The sequence below is a fragment of the Novosphingobium anseongense genome, from assembly GCF_037482895.1.
Classification (GTDB): domain Bacteria; phylum Pseudomonadota; class Alphaproteobacteria; order Sphingomonadales; family Sphingomonadaceae; genus Novosphingobium; species Novosphingobium anseongense.
In genome coordinates this window covers 85,891-102,477 of record NZ_JBBHJZ010000003.1, presented here as the reverse complement: position 1 = coordinate 102,477, position 16,587 = coordinate 85,891, and the positions used below count along the sequence as shown (strand labels likewise).

The 16,587-nt window shown below is 67.1% G+C and carries 17 protein-coding genes; 10 read left to right on the top strand and 7 right to left on the bottom strand.

Translation table 11 applies throughout. The features are described from left to right. The first annotated feature begins 7 nt into the window (after positions 1-7). The 4 genes from phoU (at position 8) to WG901_RS14490 (ending at position 3,329) form a co-directional block, all read left to right on the top strand. Positions 8-700, top strand: coding sequence for a phosphate signaling complex protein PhoU (phoU, locus tag WG901_RS14505; RefSeq protein ID WP_339587807.1), 693 nt, complete (start codon positions 8-10; stop codon positions 698-700). Beyond that, positions 700-1,386, top strand: coding sequence for a phosphate regulon transcriptional regulator PhoB (gene phoB / locus WG901_RS14500; RefSeq protein WP_417603129.1), 687 nt, complete (start codon positions 700-702; stop codon positions 1,384-1,386). Before phoU ends, phoB begins: the two co-directional genes overlap by 1 nt. 75 nt (positions 1,387-1,461) lie before the next feature. Continuing rightward, positions 1,462-2,463: an LLM class flavin-dependent oxidoreductase gene (locus tag WG901_RS14495; protein ID WP_339587806.1), complete on the top strand. Its 1,002-nt coding sequence runs from the start codon at positions 1,462-1,464 to the stop codon at positions 2,461-2,463. A gap of 50 nt (positions 2,464-2,513) precedes the next feature. Further along, entirely contained in the window at positions 2,514-3,329 is an 816-nt protein-coding gene (locus WG901_RS14490; RefSeq protein WP_339587805.1) for an IclR family transcriptional regulator, read from the top strand. A gap of 4 nt (positions 3,330-3,333) precedes the next feature. Here WG901_RS14490 and WG901_RS14485 read toward each other — a convergent pair whose 3' ends face one another. From WG901_RS14485 to WG901_RS14465, 5 genes are all read right to left on the bottom strand, one after another. After that, entirely contained in the window at positions 3,334-3,834 is a 501-nt protein-coding gene (locus tag WG901_RS14485) for a nuclear transport factor 2 family protein (RefSeq protein ID WP_339587804.1), read from the bottom strand. An 85-nt stretch (positions 3,835-3,919) separates the two neighbouring features. Continuing rightward, complete coding sequence (ppk2, locus tag WG901_RS14480) at positions 3,920-4,699, bottom strand: polyphosphate kinase 2 (RefSeq protein WP_339587803.1); 780 nt, start codon at positions 4,697-4,699, stop codon at positions 3,920-3,922. Between the two features lie 10 nt (positions 4,700-4,709). Beyond that, the gene (locus WG901_RS14475) at positions 4,710-5,519 is read right to left on the bottom strand and encodes an undecaprenyl-diphosphate phosphatase (protein ID WP_339587802.1); all 810 of its coding nucleotides are present in this window, start codon (positions 5,517-5,519) and stop codon (positions 4,710-4,712) included. Between the two features lie 88 nt (positions 5,520-5,607). Then, complete coding sequence (locus tag WG901_RS14470) at positions 5,608-7,758, bottom strand: M13 family metallopeptidase (RefSeq protein WP_339587801.1); 2,151 nt, start codon at positions 7,756-7,758, stop codon at positions 5,608-5,610. A gap of 62 nt (positions 7,759-7,820) precedes the next feature. Beyond that, positions 7,821-9,686, bottom strand: coding sequence for an ABC transporter transmembrane domain-containing protein (locus tag WG901_RS14465; RefSeq protein ID WP_417603122.1), 1,866 nt, complete (start codon positions 9,684-9,686; stop codon positions 7,821-7,823). Positions 9,687-9,850: 164 nt separating this feature from the next. Here WG901_RS14465 and WG901_RS14460 point away from each other — a divergent pair, with 164 nt between their 5' ends. The 6 genes from WG901_RS14460 (at position 9,851) to WG901_RS14435 (ending at position 15,453) form a co-directional block, all read left to right on the top strand. Next, positions 9,851-11,095, top strand: coding sequence for a polyhydroxyalkanoate depolymerase (locus tag WG901_RS14460; protein ID WP_339587800.1), 1,245 nt, complete (start codon positions 9,851-9,853; stop codon positions 11,093-11,095). 115 nt (positions 11,096-11,210) lie between these two features. Then, positions 11,211-11,909 carry a murein L,D-transpeptidase catalytic domain-containing protein gene (locus tag WG901_RS14455; protein ID WP_339587799.1) on the top strand — a complete coding sequence of 233 codons (699 nt, stop codon included), beginning with the start codon at positions 11,211-11,213 and terminating at the stop codon, positions 11,907-11,909. Positions 11,910-12,020: 111 nt separating this feature from the next. Beyond that, the gene (locus WG901_RS14450) at positions 12,021-12,617 is read left to right on the top strand and encodes a TetR/AcrR family transcriptional regulator (RefSeq protein ID WP_339587798.1); all 597 of its coding nucleotides are present in this window, start codon (positions 12,021-12,023) and stop codon (positions 12,615-12,617) included. A 43-nt stretch (positions 12,618-12,660) separates the two neighbouring features. Continuing rightward, positions 12,661-13,644, top strand: a complete 984-nt coding sequence (locus tag WG901_RS14445; RefSeq protein ID WP_339587797.1) for an XdhC family protein — start codon at positions 12,661-12,663, stop codon at positions 13,642-13,644. Next, the gene (locus tag WG901_RS14440; protein WP_339587796.1) at positions 13,641-14,213 is read left to right on the top strand and encodes a nucleotidyltransferase family protein; all 573 of its coding nucleotides are present in this window, start codon (positions 13,641-13,643) and stop codon (positions 14,211-14,213) included. The genes WG901_RS14445 and WG901_RS14440 overlap by 4 nt, the downstream gene beginning before the upstream one ends. A gap of 91 nt (positions 14,214-14,304) precedes the next feature. After that, positions 14,305-15,453, top strand: coding sequence for an oxidoreductase (locus WG901_RS14435; protein WP_339587795.1), 1,149 nt, complete (start codon positions 14,305-14,307; stop codon positions 15,451-15,453). 53 nt (positions 15,454-15,506) lie between these two features. Here WG901_RS14435 and WG901_RS14430 read toward each other — a convergent pair whose 3' ends face one another. Together WG901_RS14430 and WG901_RS14425 are read right to left on the bottom strand one after the other, a co-directional pair. Further along, the gene (locus tag WG901_RS14430; RefSeq protein ID WP_339587794.1) at positions 15,507-15,644 is read right to left on the bottom strand and encodes a hypothetical protein; all 138 of its coding nucleotides are present in this window, start codon (positions 15,642-15,644) and stop codon (positions 15,507-15,509) included. Positions 15,645-15,797: 153 nt separating this feature from the next. After that, on the bottom strand, positions 15,798-16,541 hold the full coding sequence (locus WG901_RS14425) for a TetR/AcrR family transcriptional regulator (protein ID WP_339587793.1): 744 nt from the start codon (positions 16,539-16,541) through the stop codon (positions 15,798-15,800). Positions 16,542-16,587 lie beyond the last annotated feature (46 nt).

Below are 16,587 nucleotides of genomic sequence, written 5' to 3'. Positions count from 1 at the left end.
AACCGATATGGCAGAACATACCGTCAAGGCATTCGACAGCGAGATCAGTCAGCTTCGCGGCCTCATCGCCGAGATGGGCGGCCTCGCCGAAGTCGCGATCCGCGACGCGGTCGATGCGCTCGCCCGGCACGACGAGGACAAGGCCAAGCAGATCGTCGCCGCCGATGCGCGCATCGATGCGCTCGAGGCCGAGGTCGACCGGCTCGCCGTCCGCGTCATCGCGCTGCGCGCGCCGATGGCCGACGACCTGCGCGACGTCATCGCCGCGCTCAAGATCTCGGGCGTGATCGAGCGCATCGGCGACTATGCCAAGAACATCGCCAAGCGCGTCGGCCACATGGAGGGCCGCGCCAAGATCGGCCCGCTGACCCTGGTTCCGGCGATGGCCGAGATCGCCCAGGGCATGGTCCGCGACGTGCTCAACGCCTATGGCGCGCGCGACAGCCTGCTCGCGATCGAGGTGATCAACCGCGACGAGAAGCTCGACAACTTCTACAACAGCCTGTTCCGCAACCTCGTCACGCACATGATGGAGAACCCGGCGACGATCTCCAGCGCGGCGCAGCTGCTGTTCGTGGCGCGCAATCTCGAACGCATCGGCGACCATGCGACCAACGTCGCCGAGATGGTCTATTTCGCCGCGACGGGCCAGTACTTCTCCGAGAAGGATGGTCCGCGCGACACGAGTGGAGTGGTCTGATGAAGCCTTCGATCCTGGTCGTCGAAGACGATCTCGCGCTCTGCGAACTGCTCACCTGGAACCTCGGCGCCGAAGGCTACGAGGTCCGCTCGACCGGTGACGGCGAGGAAGCCCTGCTGATGGTGCGCGAACAGGCGCCCGACGCGATCATCCTCGACTGGATGATCGAACAGGTCCCCGGCATCGAGGTCTGCCGCCAGCTGCGCAAGGACAAGGCGACCGCGCGCGTACCGATCCTGATGCTCACCGCGCGCGGCGAGGAAGAGGACCGCATCCGCGGCTTCAAGACCGGCGCCGACGACTACGTCACCAAGCCGTTCAGCCCGCGCGAGCTGATGGCGCGCGTCGAAGCGCTGCTGCGCCGCAGCCGTCCGTCGCTGGCCGGCGACGTGCTCGTGTTCGGCGATCTCGAGCTCGACTTCGCCTCGCACCGCGTGCGCCGCAAGGGCGAAGCGCTGCACCTGGGCCCGACCGAGTTCAAGCTGCTGCGCTATTTCATGGAACGCCCCAACCGCGTGCTCTCGCGCCAGCAGATCCTCGACGGCGTCTGGGGCATGGACTCGGACATCGACGAGCGTACGGTAGACGTCCACATCCGCCGCCTGCGCAAGGCGATCAACCGCGACGGCGAGAGCGATCCGATCCGCACGGTCCGCGCAGCCGGCTATTCGATGGACGCTTCGTAAAGCCGCTGGACATCCGCACAGCTTTTCCCATACCGCGCCTGTAGAACACCTGTTCAGCAGGCGGGGAGAGCGTGCATGTCCAAACTGACCATCGGCTTCCTTTACGACTTTCGGAATCCGCCACAGTGGCAGCGGCCGTGGCAAGCGCTTTACGCCGAAACGCTCGACGCGATCGTCGAGACCGAGCGGCTCGGCTTCGGCGCGGCCTATGTCCCCGAACACCATCTGGCCGATGACGGCTATCTGCCGACACCGCTGACCCTGCTCGCGGCGATCGCCGCGCGGACCAAGACCATGCGGCTCGGCACCGGCGTCGCGCTCGCCCCGCTCTACGAACCCGTCCGCTTCGCGCAGGAAGCGGCGATGATCGACCTGCTGTCGCAAGGGCGGCTCGATCTCGGCCTGGCCATCGGCTACCGCAAGCGCGAGACCGCGGCCTTCGGCGTCGACTTCACCAGGCGCGGCGCGCGCTTCGACGAATTCCTCCAGATCGTCACCCAGCTCTGGGCCGGCGAGACCGTCGATTTCGCGGGCAAGCATTTCAACATTACCGGCGCCAGGCTGAGCCCGCCGGCGCCGCAGGGCCGCGTCCCGCTCTACATCGGCGGCTTCTCCGACAAGGCGCTCGATCGCGTCGCACGCTATGGCGACGGCTATATCGGCAATGCCGAGATCTGGGACTCCTACGCCGCCAAGCTGCAGGAACGCGGGCGCGATCCGGCCTCGGTCGGCGTACGCATACCGGCGCTCACCCATTTCATCGCGCGCGATCCCGAAGCGGCGATGGAAGAGCTCGCGCCGCACTTCCTCCACGTCAACAACAGCTACGCTGAATTCTTCGCCGAGGATCAGGCGCTGGGCATGGGCGGGATGAAGCCCAAGACGCTCGACGAATACAAGGCCAGCGGCGAATTCAAGATCCTGACGCCCGAAGAGGCGATCGCCAAGCTGAAGGATCTCCAGGCGCGGATGCCGCTCGAACACTATCTGCTCGGCATGCCGCCGGGCCTGCCGGTCGAGCGGTTCCTGCACTACGCCCGCGATATCGCCGAGGACGTGCTGCCCGCTTTCGCCTAGGAGCAAGCCGCAAGCTTGCATTCCCCGCCCTGCTCCGCTCTATCGGCGCAATGGGGCTATCGCCGGGAACACGCACGCCGACCGATGAGCGCGGGTCGCAGTCGCCGCAGTCGGTGACGCGGGTCATCCGCATTCTCGAGGCGCTCTGCACGAGCCCCGGGCCGATGAGCCTGGCCGATCTCGCGCGTACGCTCAGCGCGCCCAAGTCGAGCCTCGCGGCGCTGCTGCGCGGGCTGGCCGAGGAAGGCTTCGTCATGGCCGCCGACGGTGCCTGGCAGCTCGGCCCGGGCGCCTTCGGCCTGTCGAGCGCGCTGCTCGAGGCGCGCCGGCGGCTGCAGAGTTCGGACCTCGTGCGCGAGGGCATGCGGCGATTGGCCGAACGCTGCGGCGAGACCGTGCTGTTCGGCGTCGGCGACGAGGACGGCGAGACGCTGACCTATGTCGACGTCATCGAGAGCCAGAAGACCGTGCGCTTCATCGTGCCCGTGGGTGATCGCCGCCCGCTCTATTCGACCGCGGGCGGCCGCGCGCTGCTCGCGGCGGGATCCGAGGCGGACTTGCGCCGCTATCTCGAACGCGTGAAGCCCGAAGCCTTCACTACCGAGACGCTAACGGGCAAGCGCGCGCTGGTCGAGGCGATCGCCACCGCGCGCGCGGCCGGCGTGGCGCAGACGATCGACCAGGCCTCCGAAGGCGTCACCGGCACCGCCGCGGCGATCCGCGATGCCGCGGGCACGGTCCTGGGGGCGCTGATCGTCGCCGCGCCGAGCCTGCGACTGCAGGACCGGCTCCACGAACTCGAGCGCCTGGTGCGCGACGAGGCCGCGACGATCTCGCGCAGCCTCGGCTATCGCGCGCCGGCCTGAGCCCTCACTTCTTGGCGTTGAGCGCCAGCATCAGCTTCATGAAATCGTCCTCGCCGATCAGCGCCTGCTTGGGCGCGAACAGCGTGAACAGCCAGTGGCCGTCGGCCTGGCGGCGGCATTCCATCAGGCCGTCGGCGATCGCCGAAGGGCTGCCGAGGCCCTGGACCGGTGCCGGACCCTCGCCCGCATAGTTGATGTTGGTGAAGTGGATCGTCGCCTTGCCGGCATCGGCTTCGTCGAACACGACGCGGACATTGGTGAAGATGTGGCGGCCGGTGCGCTGGCCGTCCTTCTGGTACTTCTTCACGTTCTCGTTGCGCGTGTCGTAGAAGCCCTGGATCGCGGCCCGCCCCTCGACATTGATGCCGCCCGTGCGGAACGCGCCGTCTTCGGCATAGTACCGGCCGACCTTCTCCGAACCGTGGTCGAGCTCATAGGCGAAATCGTAGAGCATCTGCTGGAGCTCGAAAGCCGCGTGCAGCTGTTCCGCGGTGAATTTGCGCATGTCTCTCTCCCTGGGAAAATCGGCCTCTTCGGTACCATAACCACGCCCCATCGGGCTGGCGAGAGGCCTCCGCGCGCCCGAGCGATCAATCGACCGGGTAGGCCTTGATCGGCTTGAGCTTGTCGAAGCTCTCCTCGCCCGGCTTGTTTTCGAGCGGCTTGAACTCGATGTCAGGCGCTTCGACCTTCTTGTCCGGCAAGCGGTCGAGGAAATCGCGGATCACGGTCAACCGGCCGCGGTGCTGGTCGTTGAAATCGACGAGGGTCCAGGGCGCCTGCTTGGTGTGCGTCGCCGCCAGCATGGCCTCGCGCGCCTGGGTATAATCATCGTACTTTTCGCGCGCGACGAGATCGATCGGCGAGAGCTTCCAGCGCTTGAGCGGGTCCTCGGCGCGCTCGCGCAGGCGCTCTTCCTGCTCGACCTGGTCGCAGGTCAGCCAGTATTTGAAGAGCAACACGCCGTCCTGGACGAGCAGCTTCTCGAACCGCGGCGCCTGGTCGAGAAAGGCCGCGACCTGTTCTTCGGTAGCGAAGCCCATGACCTTCTCGACGCCGGCACGATTGTACCAGGAACGATCGAACAGCACGATCTGGCCGCTCGTCGGCAGGTGGCCGACATAGCGCTGGAAGTACCACTGGCCCTTCTCGTCGTCGCTGGGCTTGCTCAGCGCCACGACCTTGCACTGGCGGCTGTTGAGATGGCTGGCGATGGCGTTGATCGCCCCGCCCTTGCCCGCCGTGTCGCGCCCCTCGAACAGCACGACGATCCGCGCGCCCGTCGCCTCGGCCCAGCGCGCCATGGCGACCAGGTCTTCCTGCAGCGGTTCGAGCAGCTCGAGGTACTTCTTCTTCTTGAGCTTGCCCATCCGCCGTCTCCTATGTGCTGAGCAGGACCACCGCGAGGATGCCTGCAACGATGCGGTACCAGGCGAAGGGCGAGAAGCCCGAGCGGCTGACGAAGGCGACGAAGGCCTTGATCACCACCAGCGCGACGATGAACGAAACGACGAAGCCCACTGCGATCTCGTTCCAGCCGACCGGGCCGAGCCCGCCAGCGAGCGACGCGCGGCTGTCCCACAGCTCGAGCGTGGTCGCGCCCATCATCGTCGGCACGGCCAGGAAGAAACTGAACTCGGCGGCGGTGCGGCGCTCGATGCCCATCGCGAGCGCCCCCATGATCGTCGCGCCCGAGCGGCTGACGCCCGGGATCATCGAAATGCACTGGAACAGCCCGACACCCAGCGCCTGGCCGACCGGCAACTGCGCGACACCCGTCGGCCCTCCGGGCTTGGCCCAGCGCTCGATGCCCAGGATCGCGATACCGCCCAGGATCAGCGCCCAGCCCACCACGAGCGGACTGCCCAGCAGCACGTCGATGTAGTCCTTGAGCGCGAGCCCGAGCACCGCCGAAGGGATGAAGGCGACGAGCAGGTTGCGCACGAAGGCGACGCTCATCGGCTGCCAGCGCAGGAGGCCCGTGCCCACGGCCCAGAAGGTCCGCCAGTATTGCACGATCACCGCGAGGATCGCGCCGAGCTGGATCACGACGTTGAACACCTTCCAGGTGTTCGCGTCATAGCCGAAGATCTCGGAAGCGAGGATGAGGTGCCCGGTCGAGGAGACGGGGATGAACTCGGTGAGGCCCTCGACTATGCCGAGGAGGATCGCGGTGAGGGTCAGGTCCATGCGCGTGCGGTGATGAAGGACCGCACGGCCAAGTCAAGTTGCATTGCGGTAATCTGGCGCCGCCCCTCGTCGGGACGGCGCCAAGGGATCACCAGATGCGCACGCGCTGGTCGGGCGGCAGGTACAGCTTCTCTCCCGGCTTGACGTCGAACGCCTTGTACCACTCGTCGAAATTGCGGACGATGCCGTTGATCCGATACTCGCCGGGCGAGTGCGGATCGGTGACGAGGAACTGGCGCGCCTGCTCCTCGCGGGTCTTGCCACGCCAGACCTGCGCCCAGCCGAGGAAGAAGCGCTGGTCGCCCGTGAAGCCGTCGATCACCGGGGCTTCCTTGCCGTTCAGCGAGAGCTTGTAGGCGCGATAGGCGAGGCTGAGCCCGCCGAGATCGCCGATGTTCTCGCCCAGGGTCAGCGACCCATTGATGCAGGCCTTTTCGCTGCCGGCCTTGCTGCCGTCGAACGGGCAGAAGGCGTTGTACTGGCCGACGAGCTTGACGGTCAGCGCCTCGAAGGCGGCCTTGTCCTGCGGCGTCCACCAGTCGCGCAGGTTGCCGCGGCCGTCGGACTTGGCGCCCTGGTCGTCGAAGCCGTGACCCATCTCGTGGCCGATCACCGCGCCGATGCCGCCGTAGTTGACCGCAGGATCGGCCGAGAGCGCGAAGAACGGCGGCTGCAGGATCGCCGCAGGGAAGACGATCTCGTTGAAGGTCGGGTTGTAATAGGCGTTCACCGTCTGCGGGAACATGAACCATTCGGCGCGATCGACCGGCTTGCCGAGGCGGGCCATCCGGAACTCGGTTTCCCACTTGGACGCGGCGAGCCGATTGGCCAGCGGCTTGGTCGCATCGATCACCAGCCCGTCATAGGTCTTGTAACTGGCCGGCGCGCCGATCTTCGGGGTGAAGGCGTCGAGCTTGGCCTGGGCTTCCTTGCGCGTCTCCGGTCCCATCCACTTTAGCTCGGCCAGGTTGGCCGCCATCGCCTTGCGCAGGTTGGTGACGAGATCGTCCATCGCCGCCTTGTTCGCCGGCGGGAAATAGCGCTGGGCATAGACCTCGCCGAGCAGTTCGCCGATCTGACCCTCGACCGCGGAAATCCCGCGGCGCCAACGCGCGCGCTGCTGCGGCTGACCGCCGAGCACGGTGCCGTAGAAGGCGAACTGCGCCTCGTCGATGTCCTTGGGCAGATAGGCCGCGTGGTCGCTGAGGAAATGCGCGGTGAGATAGGCTTTCCAGGTGTCGATCGGCGTTGCCGTGATCAGCGCGAGCGTCGCCGGTACGCCGCCGCCGAGCTTGGTCTTCAGATCATCGGGCGTGATCTTGGCTGCGGCGATTTCCGCGGCCGTCGGCGGCATCTGCGGCACGATCACCTCGGTCGCGGCGCCGGCCCCGGCATCGGCCAGGAACTTCCGCACGAGCCCCGGCGCCAGGGCATCGAGCTCGGCAAGGCTCAGCTTGTTGTAGGTGAGGTCGCGGTTGCGCTGCATCGCACGATCCCAATGGGTGCGCGCGAGCGCGGTCTCGAGATCGAAAACCGACTGCGCCGCGACACGCGCGTTCGCATAGCCGGCCTTGCCGAGCATTAGGGTCAGGAAGTCGAGGTATTTGGCACGGATGTCGCGGAACTTGGGGGTGTCCGCCAGGTAGTAGTCGCGATCAGGCAGGCCGAGGCCGCTCTGACCGAGATAGAGCGCGTAGATGTCACTCTGCTTCTCGTCGGCATCGACGCCCGCGCCGATCGGCGATTCGATCCCCGGCGTGGCGAACAGCGCCATGAGATCGTCAGTGGTCTTTGCCGCAGCGATACGGTCGAGCACCGGACGCGCGGGTGCGAGGCCGGCCTTGTTGATCGCCGCCGTGTCCATGAACGCCTTGTAGGCATCGGCGACACGCGCTTCGGCGGTACCACGCGCGGGCTTGCTCGCGGTCAGCTGGTTGAGGATCGCGTGCAGCCGGTCCTCGGACAGGTCGCGCAGGGTGATGAAGGCGCCGATCCGCGTCTTGTCGGCGGGCATCGCGGTGACGTCGTCCCACTTGCCGTTGACGTAGCGGTTGAAGTCGTCGCCGGGCTTGGCGGCGGGGTCGATCCACTGGGTCTGGACGCCGAACTTGCCCCAATCCTCCTTGGCGGGCTGGGTGGCCGCGGCAGGCTTCGCGGGCGCCTCGGCAAAGAGCGGCGCGGAGAGCGCCAGGGTGGAAACGGCGGTAACGGCCAGGACGGCGCGACGGATCAAGGGCATGGGGGCTCCCGGTAAGATGCGGAAGCCAGGCTACCTAGACTGCCCTGCTCTAGGCAAGGAGGTCATTCGACGGACGAAAATTGCCGTTCGTCGAATTGCAGCGAGGCCAACCGGGCATAAAGCCCGCCGGCGCCGCTGAGTTCCTCGTGCGTGCCCTGTTCGACGATTCGGCCCTTGTCCATGACGACGATGCGATCGGCCTGGCGCACGGTCGACAGGCGGTGCGCGATGACCAAGGTGGTGCGACTGGCCATCAAGCGATCGAGCGCATCCTGGACCAGCCGCTCGCTTTCGGCGTCGAGCGCCGAGGTCGCCTCGTCGAGCAGCAGGATCGGCGCATCGCGCAACAGTGCGCGGGCGATGGCGATACGCTGGCGCTGGCCGCCCGAAAGGCGCGCACCGTCTTCGCCGAGGAAGGTGTCGAGGCCTTCCGGCAGCTCGCGCAGGAAACCCTCGGCATTGGCCGCGCGCGCTGCATCCCAGATCGCCTCGTCGCTGGCCTCCCAATGACCATAGCGCAGATTGTCGCGCGCCGAGGCGGCGAAGAGCACGCCTTCCTGCGGCACCAGCGCCATGCGGCGACGAATGTCGGCGGGATCGGCAGAGATCAGCGGCACACCGTCTAGCTTCACCGTGCCCTGATGCGGATCGTAGAAGCGCTCGGCGAGCTGGAAGATCGTCGACTTGCCCGCGCCCGAGGGGCCGACGATGGCGACGGTCTCGCCGGGCTCGACCGCCAGACTGAAGTCGACCAGCGCGGCGAATTCGGGCCGTGATGGATAGCGGAACGAGACGCGCTCGAAGGCAAGCTGACCGCGCGGCTCGGGCAGGACCATCGGCCGCGCGGGCGGCGCGATCGTCGGCTTCTCGTTGAGCAATTCGTTGAGCCGGCTGGCGGCACCGGCGCCGCGCAGCAGGTCGCCGTAGACCTCGGTCAGCGAACCGAAGGCGCCCGCCACCAGCCCGCCGGTCAGCACGAAAGCGGCGATCGTGCCGCCGCCGATCTCGCCGGTCGCGACGGCAAGCGCACCGCGCCACATCAGCAGGACCAGCGCACCGAAGACGAGGACCATGATCGTTGCGGTCATCGCCGCGCGGATCGTGATGCGGCGCTTGGCCGTGGCGAAGGTGCGCTCGACCTCATCGGCGAAGCGCGCGCGTTCACGACCTTCCTGGTTGAACGCCTGGACCACGCGGATCGCACCGAGCACTTCGGCGGTGATCGCGCCAATCCCGGCGACGCGGTCCTGGCTGGTGCGCGAGACGTTGCGCAGCCGCCGGCCGAACCAGACGATCGGCAGGACCACGAGCGGGATGCCGACGACGAGGCCCAGGGTGAGCATCGGCGCGAGGAAGAACAGGTAGATCACCCCGCCGACGCCGGTGATCAGATTGCGCAGCGCGACCGAGACGGTCGTGCCGACCACAGTCTCGATGATCGCCGTGTCCGAGGTCATCCGCGAGGATATCTCCTTCGGGCTGTTCGCCTCGAAGAAGCTCGGTGCCAGGCGCAGCAGGTTGTCCTGTACGCGCAGCCGCAGGTCGCCGACCACGCGCTCGCCGAGCCAGGATACGAAGTAGAAGCGCACGGCCGTCGCCAGGCCGAGCACGATGACGATCATCAGCAGATAGTAGAAGGCGTGGTTGATCGTCTCGACCGCGGCGTTGGGGCCGAAGGCCTGATCGATGATCGCCTTGAACCGCGCAGGGATCGCGATCGTCGCCGAGGAGGTCGTCAGCAGCGCGAGCACCGCGATGGCGATCTGCTTGGGATAGGCGAGGGTCAGCTGCCAGATCATCCGCAGCGGGCCGAGGCTGCGCGCGGGCTTGCCTTCGGGCAGGGCCTCGGGCTCGCTCGTCGTCTCCCCCGCAGACTCCGGGCCTTCGACGGAAAGCGGCGCTTCGGCCTCGATACTTTCGGCGGTCATCGCGCGCCCTTACAACCACTGCGGGCCGAGGGAAAGCGTGTGCCGCACAAGCTGGCGGACAAGCCGGTCCATTATGCGCCAGCTCACGCGGCGCCCGCAAAAATGCCGCATTGCACAATCAATCGCGAAGCCCCAGGTTATGGGCATGCTTCAGGAGTCACCCCTTGCTCTATAACGCCTACGAGTTGCAGCGCGCCATGCTCACCGGCGCTAGCGCCTGGGCATCCGTCACCGCGGAAATGCTCGCGAACCCGCTGTCGCCTTTCGGCGCCTTCGGTTTCGGCTCGGTAATGTCCTCGGCGCTCGACGTCTTCGCCCATGCGGCCGCGCCGCGCGGCAAGCCCGCCTTCGACATCGAGAGCGTCACCGTCGATGGCGAGACGCATGCCGTAACCGAGGCGATCGTGCTCCACCGCCCCTTCGGCAATCTGCTGCGCTTCACCCACGCCGGACTGGCCGAAGATGCCCCCAAGCTGCTGATCGTCGCGCCGATGAGCGGACACTACGCCACGCTGCTGCGCGGCACCGTCGCGCGCATGGCCGAGCGCGCCACCGTCTACATCACCGACTGGGCCGACGCGAAGACCGTGCCGGTGGAGACCGGCCGCTTCGATCTCGACGACTACATCGATTACCTGATCGCCTTCCTCGAGCACATCGGCCCCAACACTCACGTGATCGCGGTCTGCCAACCTTCGGTGCCGGCACTCGCCGCGACCGCGATCATGGGCGCCGACGGCAACCCGTGCCGGCCGACCACCCTGACGATGATGGGCGGGCCGATCGACACGCGCGAGGCGCCGACCAGCGTCAACGACCTCGCGACGACGCGGCCCTTCTCGTGGTTCGAGAACACGGTCATCGCCACGGTCCCCGCGATCTATCCGGGCGCGGGTCGCAAGGTCTATCCGGGCTTCCTCCAGCTCGCCGGCTTCATGTGGCAGAACATCAACACCCACCTGCAGAGCCACTACCAGATGTTCGAGCACCTGGTCGCCGGTGACGAGGACAGCGCCGATTCGACCAAGGCGTTCTACGACGAGTATCGCTCGGTCTGCGACATGACCGCAGAGTTCTACCTCCAGACGATCGAGCACGTGTTCCAGCGCCATTCGCTGCCCAAGGGCGAGTTCGTCCACCGCGGCAAGCCGATCGATCTGACCGCGATCCGCGACACCGCGATCCTCGCGATCGAGGGCGAGAAGGACGACATATCGGGCATCGGCCAGACCAAGGCCGCGCTGACGCTCGCTTCCAAGCTCGCCGCGAGCCGCAAGAAATACCATCTCGCGCCCGACGTGGGCCACTATGGCATCTTCAACGGCAGCAAGTGGCGCAAGTCGATCGCGCCGGTGGTCGAGGCCTGGATGGCGCAGCACGACAAGGCACGGCTGAAAGTCGTCGCCTGAAACCGCCGTGCACGGCCGGAATGCACGTTAATTCCGTTCAAGAGTGGAACCGCTTTCAATCCGATATGGCGATTTCTTCACGTTCTCCCTATATCGGAAAGCTATGTCGGCGGGATTGAAACGACGGGATGTCATCAAGGGCGGGCTCATCGGAGCCGCTGCGCTCGCCGTGCCGGCGCGCGCATTGGCCGATCCGCTGGGCGATGCCTTCGACCACACCTTCGTGCCGCCGGCAGCTCCCGCAGCGCCAACGCCCCCGGCGCTGACCGTTCCGGCGGTTCCCGATCCCAACCCCGTCTACGATCGCCGCGTGCTCGAGATCGCCCAGCGCGAGGTCGCGCGTGCCGGCAATGCCGTCTGGCGCCGCGACATCGCAGGCATCGCCGATTTTGCTCGCCCTTCGTCGCTACCGCGATTCCACTTCGCCAATCTCGAGAACGGCACGGTCCGCTCGTTCCTCGTCGCCCATGGCCGCGGCTCGGATCCCGAGCATGACGGCTGGCTCAAGCAGTTCTCGAACGTACCCGGCTCGGAGGCCACCTCGCGCGGCGGCTACCTGACCTGCGAATGGTACAAGGGAAAGTACGGCACCTCGATCCGCCTGGTCGGGCTCGATCCCGACAATTCGCTCGCCCTGCCCCGCGCGATCGTCGTCCATCCGGCCTGGTACGTCGATCCGTCGATGGTCTCGAAGTGGGGCAAGATCGGCCGCAGCGAGGGCTGCTTCGCCATGGCACCGGGCGATTTCAACGAGGCACTCTGGCACCTTTCGGGCGGTCGCCTGCTCTACGCCGACCGCATCACCTTGGTCTGATCGCACCGCGGCAACGTCGCGACCACGATAATGTCCATGATTTGAACCGGATTCTCGGCCAGCGCCCGCCGGCCAATCGACACACGCGAATACCAATGTTACGGCACCGTCATGGAAGCCGCCGTCAGTCGTATCAGCAGGGAAGGCCCCAGCGACGCCCGCCAGGTACGCTCGCGCAACGCATTGACCGGTGCCCTGCTCGAACTGCTCGAGGAGAAACCGTTCGACCAGCTGACAATCCGCGAGATCTCGGCGCGCGCAGGAACGGGCTACGCCACGTTCTTCCGCCATTATCCGACCAAGGAAGCCCTGCTCAGCGACGTCGCCTCGGAAGAAATCGCCGACCTGCTCGCCCGCACGTTGCCGGTGCTCTACGATTCCAACAGCTTTGAATCGACGCGCGCGCTGTGCGGTCACGTCGCCGAGCACCGCAATCTCTGGGCCGCATTGCTGACGGGCGGCGCCGCGGGCATCGTTCGCGAGGAATTCATCCGCCAGGCCCGGCAGCTGCCGCGCGACATGGTCGAGCGCAAGTCGTGGCTCCCCGCCGACCTCGGCGTGGTCTACGGCACTGGCGGAACGATCGACCTGCTCGCCTGGTGGCTTTCGCAGGACGAGGCCTATTCGCCCGAAGAGATCGCCGCGATCCTCAATCGCCTGATCATCGCCCCCCTCATCAGCGGTGAGCGCTCACCCGCTTCGGCATAGGGCTGCCTTGCCGTTCTATGAGACGGTACATATCATAGCTGTGATGATCGAAGACGACGTGATCGCCGATGCCGACTGGCCCCTGTTCGGCTGGAGCGACGACGTGCGCCCCATGCTGGCCCGCGCCCTCGCCGCCGGCCGGCCCGCTGCATTGGCCACGCTCTACAAGGTCGAAGGCAGCGCCCCCCGCGGACCGGGCGCGCAGATGCTGTTCGACGGCCGCCAGGCCAGCGGCTATTTCTCGGGCGACTGCATCGAGGGCGACGTTGCCCGCCATGCCGCCGAAGTGCTGGCAGACGGCGCGCCGCGCCGCCTCCACTACGGCATGGGCAGCCCCTGGATCGACATCCGGCTGCGTTGTGGCGGAGCGCTGCACGTCCTGCTCGAAAGGATCGATCTCGACAGCCCGGCGGCGCAGGCCCTGCTCGAGAATGCGCGCGAGCGCCGCCCCTGCCTCTGGTCGACCGACGGAACCGATCAGCAAGTGCTCGTGGGCGACGACGCGCCCCTGCTCTCGCTGACCCAGGATCCTCTGCGGATCGAGCGCCGCTACGATCCGCCGCGGCGGCTGATCGTCTCGGGCGGCGATCCTGGCGCCCTGGCTCTGGCGCAACTCGCCGCCGAAGCCCAGTTCGAAACGCTGCTGCTGCGCCCCGGAGGACCCGAGGGCCCTTCCCCCTTCTCCAAGGTCACCTATCTGCGCGGCGAACCGTCGGCGCTCCTGCCCGAGATCGGCGTCGATCGCTGGACCGCCTATGTCGGCGCGACGCACGAGGATCATCATGACCTCGGCGGCTGCCTCCACGCGCTGCGCCACGGCGCCGGCTATGTCGCGATGATCGGCGCCAAGTCGCGTGCACCCGCGCGGCTCGCGGCGCTCGCAGCCGCCGGCGCGACCGCAGAGGAACTGGCCCGCCTGCACCTGTCGCCGGGCATCGCCGGGCTGGGCAAGGCCCCCTGGGAGGTCGCGGTGGGCATCCTGGCCGAGATCATGCAGGCGTTGAACCCCACCCGGGAACGCGCGTGACCACGCCGCTCGTCGCGGTCGTCCTGGCCGCCGGCGCTGCACGGCGCTTCGGTGGCGACAAGCTCTCCGCGTCGTTCCGCGGCGAACCGCTGCTTCATCACGCGATTCGCGCTGCGCGTGCGGCGCCAGTCGAACGCGTCATCGTCGTCTGCGGCGATCGCGTCGATTTCGGCGACTGGCCGGCAGTCCCCCCGATCGAGCGCGTGTGCATCGCGAGCACCGCGCTTTCCGAATCGCTCCAGGCCGGCGTCGCCGCGGCTGGTGAAGTCACGGGGGTCTTCGTCTTCCTCGGCGACATGCCGCTGATCCCGCACGACGTCGCGGCCCGGCTCGCTGCGGTTCTGGACGATCGCTTCGCTGCCGTGCCCCGCCACGCGGGCAAGAACGGCCATCCCGTCCTGCTGGCTGCGCGCGCCTTTCCCGAGATCGCCCGGCTGGCGGGTGACGAGGGCGCGGGCCGCCTGCTCAAGCAGCGCGACGACCTGGCTTTCGTCGAAGTGGCCGACGACGGTATCCTGCTCGACGTCGATCGCACCGAGGATCTCACCCGGCTGCAAGCCCGGCGCTGACAAGCTTCCGCTCGACATCGGCTGAACATCTGTACAAATTGCTTGGCGAACGCGCCGCTCAGAAAGCGTGAGTGACATTCCCGGAGAGCCCATGACCGATTTCAGCGGCCTGTTTACACCGTTCCAGCTCGGCAGGTTCACCCTGCCCAACCGCTTCGTCTTCCCGCCGATGGGGCTCGAGGTCTGCGAAGGTGGCATCCCCGGTGACGATGCCGCCGAATACTACGCACGGCGCGCACAGGGCGGCGCCAGCCTGGTGATCACCGAGGGCGCCTATATCGATCACCCTTCGTCTGGCGACAATCCGATGCTCGGCCGCTTCCACGGCGACGACGCCTGGGACGCCTGGCGCAACGTGGCCACCAAGGTCCACCGCGAGGGCGGAATCTGCCTGCCCGAACTCTGGCACGTCGGCCTCGTCTACCGCGGCCCCGACGTGCTCGTCGGCAACGACGTCGAATTCCGCGACGAGCTCGGTCAGGTCAGCCCCTCGGGCTACATCGCGCCCGGCAAGCAGGTGACCGAGGGCATGACCCAGGCGCAGATCGATGAGGTCATCGCCGCCTATGCACGCGGCGCGGCCAAGGCGGTCGAGCTCGGCTTCGACGGGATCGAGCTCCACGGCGCGCACGGCTACGTCATCGACCAGTTCCTGTGGAAGGCGCTCAACCACCGCAGCGACCGCTATGGCGGCTCGCCGCGCGCGCGCGGCCAGTTCGCCGCCGAAGTCGTGCGCGCCTGCCGCGCGCAGCTCGAACCCGGCATGCCGATCATCATGCGCATGTCCAACTGGAAGATGGTCGATTTCAACGCGCGCCTGGCCGATACGCCCCAGGAGCTCGAAGCGCTGCTCGCACCGATCGTCGAGGCCGGGGTCGAGCTGTTCGACTGCTCGCAGCGCCGCTTCTGGGAACCCTGCTTCCCCGAGATCGACGATCGCAATCTTGCCGGCTGGGTCAAGGCGGTGACCGGCGTGCCGACCTGCACGATCGGCTCGATCGGGCTCGACCTCGATTTCCTGGTCAGCCTCAGCGAAGGCAAGACCGCCGAGCTCGATCTGGCCAAGCTCGACGAGCTGATGCGCCGCTTCGATCGCGGCGACTTCGACCTGATCGCGGTCGGTCGCGCGATGATCGCCGAACCCGATTGGCCCAAGCTGGTCCAGGCCGGCGCGCTCGATCAGCTCAAACCTTTCGCGACCAGCCTGATGGCCGATCCGCTCATGGCGCATGTAAAATAGGGAAGGTGAGGCGCGCGTCAGCGGCGCCTCACGAATTCACCCGCTCGATGAATTCAGAGCAGGTGTGTCTTGAGCGGGGCGCTTTCGCCGCCCAGCGAAAGCTGCGAGAGCGAGAACCAGCGCCGCGGGCTGCCATTGATGCCCTCCAGTCGCGCATGATCGTCCTTGATCGCCAGAACCCGGCGCAACATCCGTTCGCCTTTGGCGAAAACAATCGATCCAATCTGAATTTGCCGCATGGCGCTTCCTCCGAGTCGATTAACCTAAGATAAACCAAGTCCGGCCAATCTCAAGCGACTCAGTAGACTTTTTACCCCGCCTTGCGCACGGCCCGTCGCGCGCCGTCAGATCCCGTCACGCAGTTTTTTATTCAACGAATCCAATACCTCGGCCGCCTCTGCGGCCTGGGCCCTGAGCCGCCGGTTCTCGCGTTCGATCAGTCCCCGATCCTGCACAGGCAAGGCCCCATGCAGAAACAGTCGCACGCAGTAGCGCGTGTGGCGATCGATCGAGTCGTCGTCGAACGCAACACCCCAGGCGGCCGTGCTCGCCGGACCGCCGACGACGAGGTGGAGGAAGGCCAGCGCCGCCTCCTGGGCTTCGGGCGCGGGGGCATCGGCGGGCAGCAGGCGGCGACGGAACAGGTCGGCCAGATAGTCCAGGGTCGGCTCGGTCCCCATGCGCGTGTTGGCGGCGGCGATTTCGGGCATGGAAACCGAGACCGCGTTGCTCAGCCGCAGCAGCCGCAGGCCCGCAGGGCTGAGGATGTTGGTCAGGAGCATCTGCGCGATCGCCAGCAGCGCCTTTTCCAGGTCGTCGACCTCGGCCGCACGCAGCCGCGCCACGGGCACCATCCACTCGTCGATCGCGCGCGCCAGCGCCGCCTTGAACAACGCTTCCTTGTCGGCGTACCGCGCATAGACCGTACGCTTGGCCATGCCCGCCGCGGCGGTGATCGCGTCGATGCTCGTGCGCTCGAAGCCGTGCTCGAGGAACAGGTCGAGCGCAATGTCGAGCAATTGCTCGTCACTGAGCGTCGGCCGCCCGGGCCGGCGCAGGATCGGTGGCGATGTTTGCATTTCGGCCATCGCCCGGCATTGAAACGATGCAAGTGACTATTCAAGCCAATTCCGC

What these genes read in the sequence shown, in the direction of transcription:
- phoU (WP_339587807.1), top strand. Translation starts at nt 8, where the DNA reads ATGGCAGAACATACCGTCAAGGCATTCGACAGCGAGATCAGTCAGCTT.
- phoB (WP_417603129.1), top strand. Translation starts at nt 700, where the DNA reads ATGAAGCCTTCGATCCTGGTCGTCGAAGACGATCTCGCGCTCTGCGAA.
- WG901_RS14495 (WP_339587806.1), top strand. Translation starts at nt 1,462, where the DNA reads ATGTCCAAACTGACCATCGGCTTCCTTTACGACTTTCGGAATCCGCCA.
- WG901_RS14490 (WP_339587805.1), top strand. Translation starts at nt 2,514, where the DNA reads ATGGGGCTATCGCCGGGAACACGCACGCCGACCGATGAGCGCGGGTCG.
- WG901_RS14485 (WP_339587804.1), bottom strand. Translation starts at nt 3,834, where the DNA reads ATGCGCAAATTCACCGCGGAACAGCTGCACGCGGCTTTCGAGCTCCAG.
- ppk2 (WP_339587803.1), bottom strand. Translation starts at nt 4,699, where the DNA reads ATGGGCAAGCTCAAGAAGAAGAAGTACCTCGAGCTGCTCGAACCGCTG.
- WG901_RS14475 (WP_339587802.1), bottom strand. Translation starts at nt 5,519, where the DNA reads ATGGACCTGACCCTCACCGCGATCCTCCTCGGCATAGTCGAGGGCCTC.
- WG901_RS14470 (WP_339587801.1), bottom strand. Translation starts at nt 7,758, where the DNA reads ATGCCCTTGATCCGTCGCGCCGTCCTGGCCGTTACCGCCGTTTCCACC.
- WG901_RS14465 (WP_417603122.1), bottom strand. Translation starts at nt 9,686, where the DNA reads ATGACCGCCGAAAGTATCGAGGCCGAAGCGCCGCTTTCCGTCGAAGGC.
- WG901_RS14450 (WP_339587798.1), top strand. Translation starts at nt 12,021, where the DNA reads ATGGAAGCCGCCGTCAGTCGTATCAGCAGGGAAGGCCCCAGCGACGCC.
- WG901_RS14445 (WP_339587797.1), top strand. Translation starts at nt 12,661, where the DNA reads ATGATCGAAGACGACGTGATCGCCGATGCCGACTGGCCCCTGTTCGGC.
- WG901_RS14435 (WP_339587795.1), top strand. Translation starts at nt 14,305, where the DNA reads ATGACCGATTTCAGCGGCCTGTTTACACCGTTCCAGCTCGGCAGGTTC.
- WG901_RS14430 (WP_339587794.1), bottom strand. Translation starts at nt 15,644, where the DNA reads ATGTTGCGCCGGGTTCTGGCGATCAAGGACGATCATGCGCGACTGGAG.
- WG901_RS14425 (WP_339587793.1), bottom strand. Translation starts at nt 16,541, where the DNA reads ATGGCCGAAATGCAAACATCGCCACCGATCCTGCGCCGGCCCGGGCGG.